6 protein-coding genes and 1 pseudogene are annotated in these 7,012 nt (G+C 37.5%); 5 read left to right on the forward strand and 2 right to left on the reverse strand.

The genetic code is table 11. The features are described from left to right. Positions 1-50: 50 nt before the first annotated feature. The 5 genes from QME20_RS05880 to QME20_RS05900 all read left to right on the forward strand — a co-directional run bounded on the left by QME20_RS05880 (position 51) and on the right by QME20_RS05900 (position 6,348). Positions 51-2,030, forward strand: a complete 1,980-nt coding sequence (locus QME20_RS05880) for an acyltransferase family protein (protein ID WP_281715622.1) — start codon at positions 51-53, stop codon at positions 2,028-2,030. Positions 2,031-2,146: 116 nt separating this feature from the next. Beyond that, on the forward strand, positions 2,147-2,737 hold the full coding sequence (locus tag QME20_RS05885; RefSeq protein ID WP_281715623.1) for a sulfotransferase family protein: 591 nt from the start codon (positions 2,147-2,149) through the stop codon (positions 2,735-2,737). Positions 2,738-2,802: 65 nt separating this feature from the next. Continuing rightward, entirely contained in the window at positions 2,803-3,609 is an 807-nt protein-coding gene (locus QME20_RS05890) for a hypothetical protein (RefSeq protein ID WP_281715624.1), read from the forward strand. Further along, the gene (locus QME20_RS05895) at positions 3,596-5,017 is read left to right on the forward strand and encodes an oligosaccharide flippase family protein (protein WP_281715625.1); all 1,422 of its coding nucleotides are present in this window, start codon (positions 3,596-3,598) and stop codon (positions 5,015-5,017) included. Before QME20_RS05890 ends, QME20_RS05895 begins: the two co-directional genes overlap by 14 nt. Positions 5,018-5,019: 2 nt before the next feature. Next, positions 5,020-6,348, forward strand: coding sequence for a glycosyltransferase (locus tag QME20_RS05900; RefSeq protein ID WP_281715626.1), 1,329 nt, complete (start codon positions 5,020-5,022; stop codon positions 6,346-6,348). 39 nt (positions 6,349-6,387) lie between these two features. Here the strand turns inward: QME20_RS05900 and QME20_RS05905 are convergent, their stop codons facing one another. Further along, positions 6,388-6,783, reverse strand: a complete 396-nt coding sequence (locus tag QME20_RS05905) for a hypothetical protein (protein ID WP_015066045.1) — start codon at positions 6,781-6,783, stop codon at positions 6,388-6,390. Further along, a pseudogene (locus QME20_RS05910) lies at positions 6,755-6,940 on the reverse strand (transposase domain-containing protein); the annotation flags it as partial. The gene QME20_RS05905 and the pseudogene QME20_RS05910, both read right to left, overlap by 29 nt. Between the last annotated feature and the right edge of the window lie 72 nt (positions 6,941-7,012).

Here is a 7,012-nt window from a genome sequence, read left to right on the forward strand (position 1 = left end):
TTAACAAATTCTTATAATATTAGTAGAGTAATACTGGGTAGGGAAGAGGAATGAGGTATCGCGGTGATATAGATGGGTTGCGTGCAGTGGCTGTTCTACCTGTTGTCTTTTTTCATGCGGATTTTGGCTTTTTCAATGGCGGTTATCTTGGTGTAGATGTATTTTTCGTAATAAGTGGCTTTCTTATTACTAAGATTTTAATTTCCGAATTTGAAAAAGAAACTTTTTCTATCCAAAGCTTTTATGAACGACGAGCAAGGCGGATTCTACCAGCGTTGTTTTTTGTGCTAGCAATTACAACGATTTTAAGCGTCGTTTTCATGAACCCTGTTCAGTTGAAAAACTATAGTCAAAGTTTAGTGTCCGTACTGTTATTCATTTCTAACCTGTTTTTTTATTTTGAAATCGATTATTTCTCTAGTGCGGCAGAAGAAATGCCTCTTCTTCACACATGGTCACTTGCAATTGAGGAGCAGTTTTATCTCATATTTCCCCCTCTAATGTTCGCGCTTTTTAAACTCAATAAACATATAGTGCTTAGGACACTATTATTTTCAGCGTTGATTTCTTATACCATCATGCTGGCACTTGGAGAGTTTTATAACCAATCTTCTAGTTTTTATTGGCCGGTTGCTAGGGCGTGGGAGCTCATGGCTGGTTCAGTGTGCGCGCTTTTGATAGGACAAACAAAACCGAATAAATTGTATCTCAACGATATAGGCTTCTTTATATTGCTTACATCTCTAATATTCTGGCCTGATGAAATTGCCCACCCGAATGCCTTTTTGGTATTACCTGTTTTAGCTACTTGTTTGATAGTATTGTTTCCTAATGAAAATACTTTGTCTCATAAAGTCCTAACCAATAGAATTCTCGTATCTATAGGCTTGATTTCATATTCCCTTTATTTGTGGCACCAGCCTATCTTTGCCTTTTTCAGAATGAAAACTGTTGGACACCCATCTCACCTAATATTTATTTTCGCGATATTTCTTTCGTTTCTGTGCGCATACATAAGTTATAAATTTGTGGAAACTCCATTTAGAGAAAGACACCGGTTTAGTAAAGAGGCAATATTTAAGTTTTCACTCGTAGGTGCTTTTTGCTTCATTTCAGCTGGTTTATTTGGTCATTTCACTCAAGGCTTACCAGAACGATATCATGGGTATAACTCATATCTTTCAGATGGACCTTCTTACAGTCCTATGCGTGAGCGTTGCCACTCGAGCGATAATAAATATATTAAACCAAGTGACTCTTGCACTTATCCTGATGATGGAGATGTCTCTTGGGCTGCTTTTGGTGACAGTCACACCGCAGAACTATCTTATGCAATGTCAAAGATATTAAATGAAAGAGGGCAAAGCATAAGCCATCACAGTTATTCGGGGTGCCCTCCTGCGCTAACCTATCAGGCCTCATATCGCAAGCGCTGCAAAGAATGGATAAATGCCACGTTGAATTATTTAGAACAGAATAAAAATATAAAGAATGTATTAATGGGTTTTAGATACAGCTATTATCTTTACGGCGAACACATGCATGACTATCCTCACGTACCAGTAAAAGTAAATAGTTTCATTGCTGAAAAATCAAAAATATCAAATGAAGATGCATTGGAAATTTTTTGGGTTGATTTAGAAACTATTGTCAAAAGGTTGATTAATTCAGGTAAAAAAGTATGGCTTGTTTACCCAATACCCGAATTACCTATGGACATAAACAAAGGTGTGCACCCTTTCTCTGTTTTTAATAACGACACAGTATTAAATTTAGAAGTTTCGACAACGAAAAACTACTTTTTAAAGAGACATGAGTATATTTTGAAAAAACTCAATTCGTTTGAGAAGCACCCCTCTTTAATCCCAATTGATGTGTATAAAGCGCTTTGCAGTCACGAAGGGTGCCCTGCGGTTATTGATAATGAGAAACTTTATTTTGATAATAACCATTTAAGTGTAGCGGGCGCAGATATTGCTCTTAAACGATTTTTTATGAACGAGAAAAATAAACTTTATTTTGTTAATTGAGCGTGTATTGGGAATACTAACGCAAATTTCGGATCATCGCGTTAATTTCAAAAATTAGTAAATTAACACGGATTTTATAATGAGACACAACCGGCTTTAACAGGAACTCGTATTTCATGCCGATATATGATAGACACAAGTTAATTTTCATACATGTACCAAAGTGTGCAGGAACCTCTATAAATAATTACTATTGCCCAGGCCTTAAGTCTCGCTTTACTCATCCTAGTAAGTTTTCTTTGAATTTAATGTACGGAAGGGAATTGCAACATATTACAGCGCGAAGAATGTCACTTTTGGCCCCATTTAGGTTTAGAAAGTATTTTAAATTCGCTTTTGTTAGAAATCCTTACCGCCGTATTGAATCTGAGTTTAATTGGCGGAAAAGTTGGGATTCAGCTACAAACAAAATGTCTCTCTCAACATTTATCGATACTATTCCTTACAGGCTTAACGAGCCGCACTTTATGCCAGCCAATAAATTTTTACTTACTTCGAGCGGGACAGTTTTAGTCGATTTTGTAGGCAAGTTTGAGAATATGGAGTCGGATCTACAGAAAATTAATCAACTAGCAGGCGTAAATGTAGATGGAAATATTGGGAAAGCAAATGTTTCTCATAAAGTTACGTTATTGACTGAAAATGATAAAAGAAAGATATACAACATATATCAAGAGGACTTTAAAGCTTTTAATTACGATGTTTAATATATGCTTGTTTACTTCAAGAATATAGTTAGCATTGGCGTAACAGTTCTTAGGCAAATCACACTATGCTCTACAGACTTTCACAACTACTCTTAATTTTAGGGTTACTCTTATTAATCCTCAACATCTACGGGCTGACTCAATCGTTAAGACCTGAAGGTTTAGAAGAAGAAGTATTAAGATTTAAACAAAACGACTTGCTACTTTCAAAAGAAGAGTTTTCTAAAAAAGTTAAGATGCTACCTGAAGAATCTCAGTCTGAATATGCTCAGCGCTTAACAAAAGTTATTGCAGATGGTATTGCCCATGTGCATTGGGGGAAGTATGACCCAGACAGGTTTCATCAGCGCGTACCTATATGGGAAAATTATATACTCTATTTAATGGGGGGCTTCTCGGGTATTCCAGAGTTTGAACGGTATCACTTTACCATAGCAGAGAAAGCGATAGAGAGAGGGGTTGGTTTATGTGGTGATGCTTCGATGTTGATGTCGGAACTACTCAGTAAAGAAGATATCTCTCATAAGATTGTTACCATACCGGGCCATGTAGCTATTGCTGCAAATGCTGACGGAAAAGACTTTTGGTTAGACCCCGACTTTGGTGTAGTCATAGAGAGTACACTACAAGAGTTAAAGTACAAGCCAAGGCAAATAACTGAAGCCTACAACGAACAGGGCTTCATAAACAACGGCGAAACTGTTGTAAGCACTGGGTTCGAAAAGCATTCTTACCAAACATGGAATGGTGTAAAAGAATTCGTAAAAAAGAAGTATTACTTCGAAAGATTTAGCTATTTTTTAATTTGGCTAATTCCTGCATTCCTCATTTTAGTAAGTATATTTTTAGGTAAGAAATATGGGCGTCGGTAGTTTTTTCAGAGTCTCACTTATTACAAAACCTTTAACTATCGTAATGTCTTTCCTTGGGATGGTGCTCATATCACGCATTTTGTCCCCGGATGAAATAGGGGTGCAGGTTTTAGCTGCTTCAGTAGTCTTAGTCGTGGCTGAATTAAAAAATATGGGAGTTGGGTCTCTGATCATCAGAGAGAAAGAGCTCACAGATGCTATCGTTTACAGGGCTTTTACTGTTTTAGTTATTACTTCGTTCAGTATCGCCTTAGTACTCATAGCTATGTCAGGCTTAATAGCAGATTTTTTTAAAGATGAAAGAGTAAGTTATAGTCTTGTAGTTGTAGCTATCTCTTTTGTATTTATTCCTTTTTATTCGGTAACAACAGCCGCACTCGCTAGAGAGTTCTCATTCTATAAAGTGGAAACGATTAGAGTGACCGAGGTTTTCTTACAGCAGTGTATTCCAATAGCCTTGGCGCTTTATGGTTTTGGTTACATTAGCTTACCTTTAGGTATCTTGGTGGCATCTGCAGTCGCTGCTATCTTGTCAACAATATTAAAGCCCGAAAAAATTAGATTTAGACTACAATTTCGCGGAATAGCATCAGTATTCAAGAGAGGAGGGCTGATATCTATTGCGGCAATGCTGAAAAGGCTGGCTACTCAGTTTCCCGAAATGTGTCTAGGTTTTGTTTCAAATGCTTCGAGTGCAGCGTTTTATTCAAGAGCTAATGGTATTCCTAATTTTACGGCCAAGTCAGTCAACAATCTTATAAGCCCCGTTATTAGCCCTTATTTTTCACGGGAACAAAGAGGCGGTGAGCTACAGTCAGCATTCATTTTGTCAAATACACTAACTCAACCATTAATTCTGGCGCCTCTCTTATTCCTGTCGGTTTATGGCGCTGAAGTTGTTTTATTTGTGTTTGGTGCTGAGTGGAGCACGGCTGGTAACCTTCTTCCCGTAATAGCAATAGCTTTAATATTGAATAATGTTTGCATGTACTTTGAACAATTGATGGTAATGGCTAAACATGAAAAAGTTCTTTCCGTTTACCAACTCGGAAATCTATTAGTTACGGTAGTTAGTTGTGCCTTAATCGTTTATCTTGAGAGTTGGCTGTCCATTGTCTATGGAATTCTTATATCTAGTGCAATCGCTCTAATCGCGAAGCTTATTTTACTGCGTGTGTACTTTGAAGGCGTAGTCTCTAGACTAATACGTTCGATGATCAAAAACATTTTCATACTTTTATCGTTCACTGCGTTTATTTGGGTCGTTAAATACATCTTCCACGATATAGAAATGTCATGGAAACTAGCGTTAGAAATTGTCGTATTAGGTTTTATATATCTAGCTACCTTACTCGTAGCTAGGCATGAGCTAATCAGTCGCGTTATTTCAATAGTAAAGGGCAAGTAAAAGTGTCACTCAGTTCCAAAGTAAAAGAGTTTATCAAATACGACTTTAATCAATATAAGCAGCCATTGGTTTTTGCAATTTCACTAGTAATTTCTATTCTTAAATTATTTGGTAAACATCAGCTAGCTTTTAAGATTACCGCAAGTACGTTTCGTTCAGGATGGAAGGGAAGTGAAAAACTAGCGCAAAAAGAAATCAATTTTTACTTCGTTCAAAAACCAAATCTTGGATCGAAGATAGCGACTAAAGAGATAAATGATATTGAGCCTCAAAGCAACACAGAGAGGCTGTTTCGCAAACCAGATCAAATGGTCGGTAAAATTGTTACAGTTATCTGTAATCCTACTGAATCATCTAAAGGTGTTGTAATTGTTAAGTACAGTGTTTACTTTGGTTTATTTGCTAGATTTTTTGATATCGAAAAAATCAGCAGTAAATATTATATTATTTTGGAGCCAAGTTGGGCTGGTCTCTGTGAATTACCAATTTTCTTTTACACATCATTGAAGTCTCCCGTTTTCGTTCAAACTTATGAAGAAAGGGATTTTGAATTAATAAGTAATTCGAAAACGAATCTTATTCCAATTCAAATAGGACCTTCATGGTTTATCAACCATGAAGTATTTGTTCCGCAACAGTTACAGAAATTATACGATGTCATAATGGTGGCTGCTTGGGCTAAATTCAAACGCCATGACGAATTTTTTAAAGCAATAAAACCTTGCATAGAACGAAACAAAGATTTTAAGCTTGTACTTGTTGGCTATCCGGTTGATATGACAAAAGAAGAAATCCGTCAGTTGACCCAAAAGCATGGTATTGAGGAAAATGTAACAATCTTCGAAAAAATTTCTCGAGATAAAGTCTCAGAGGTTTTATCTAGTTCCAAAGTGAATGTTCTGTGGTCAAAATTTGAAGGCAATAATAGAGCCATTATCGAAGGAATGTTCTGCGATATTCCAGTAGTGTTGAGAGAGGGCCATAATTACGGAGAGCACTATGATTTCATAAACGAAATGACAGGGTGCTTTGCGAACGAGCAAACCTTGTCAGACGCTGTAGAGGAGATTATAGACAACCTCGATTCTTTGGCTCCAAGAGCATATGTTTTAAATAATAGAAATGCTATCCAAGCCACTAGAGCAATTGAAAAGTGCATCGCAAACCAAGAAGGTGTGAGTTGCGATATGTGGCATGAAAAACTGGCCGTTAAAACGAATGACTTAGTAGGTATGAGTTACCTAAAAGCAGACCCTCAGCATTTTGCGAAAGCTAACGATGAAATTAAAAAGTGCCCGTCCGGTAATACCCACATTCAATTCATAAGTTAGCTACGGAGTAAGCGATCAATATAGACCGTTGTGATTCGTTTAGTGTTTGAGGCTATCTTCGTTTAAGGAGATGCGTTCTATATCTAACCGTGCTTCACAGCCGAAAATAAAGTCCCCTTGCTCTTCTCTTATCCAGTGATCTCCAACCGCGCGGATATCATCGCTAAACTTGGTCTTCTTTCTTTTTATCAATCGTTTTACTTGAAGTTGTCCTTCTTTAGGCGCTTGAGAGAGTGCATCAAGCACCATTTTTTCATTTTTGTCTGTGTTGTGCCAAGTGTCCAGTACGATGGCATTCCACACGGTTATTATCGTCAGCATAGCATCTTCCATTTCTGACTGGCTGTAATCAGCAGGGAGTGCATTTAACACTCCTTTACCGAACTCCATAATTGTGGCCGAGATTTTAGTGTTGGGAAGTGAGTATTTTGACATCGCTGACTAACCTGTTTTGATTGTATTTTTGTTTCCAGAGCCGCGGCGTGAGGTCGATTACGTCCCTGGCCGGATGTAATGCCACGCGTTGTAATACATCCACCAGATAATGGTAGGGATTAACTCCTTGCAGTCGGCAAGTCACCATCAGGTGACGTGGTCAACCAAAATTGACCAACCCAGTTAAGCTACTTTTTTCAATTTCTTCATGTCCGCCTCATATTGATTT

Source organism: Alteromonas sp. CyTr2, assembly GCF_947311905.1.
Classification (GTDB): domain Bacteria; phylum Pseudomonadota; class Gammaproteobacteria; order Enterobacterales; family Alteromonadaceae; genus Alteromonas; species Alteromonas macleodii.

Bases quoted from the DNA above. Each gene is read 5' to 3' on its own strand.
- QME20_RS05905 (WP_015066045.1), bottom strand. From the start codon at position 6,783: ATGTCAAAATACTCACTTCCCAACACTAAAATCTCGGCCACAATTATG.
- QME20_RS05880 (WP_281715622.1), top strand. From the start codon at position 51: ATGAGGTATCGCGGTGATATAGATGGGTTGCGTGCAGTGGCTGTTCTA.
- QME20_RS05885 (WP_281715623.1), top strand. From the start codon at position 2,147: ATGCCGATATATGATAGACACAAGTTAATTTTCATACATGTACCAAAG.
- QME20_RS05890 (WP_281715624.1), top strand. From the start codon at position 2,803: ATGCTCTACAGACTTTCACAACTACTCTTAATTTTAGGGTTACTCTTA.
- QME20_RS05895 (WP_281715625.1), top strand. From the start codon at position 3,596: ATGGGCGTCGGTAGTTTTTTCAGAGTCTCACTTATTACAAAACCTTTA.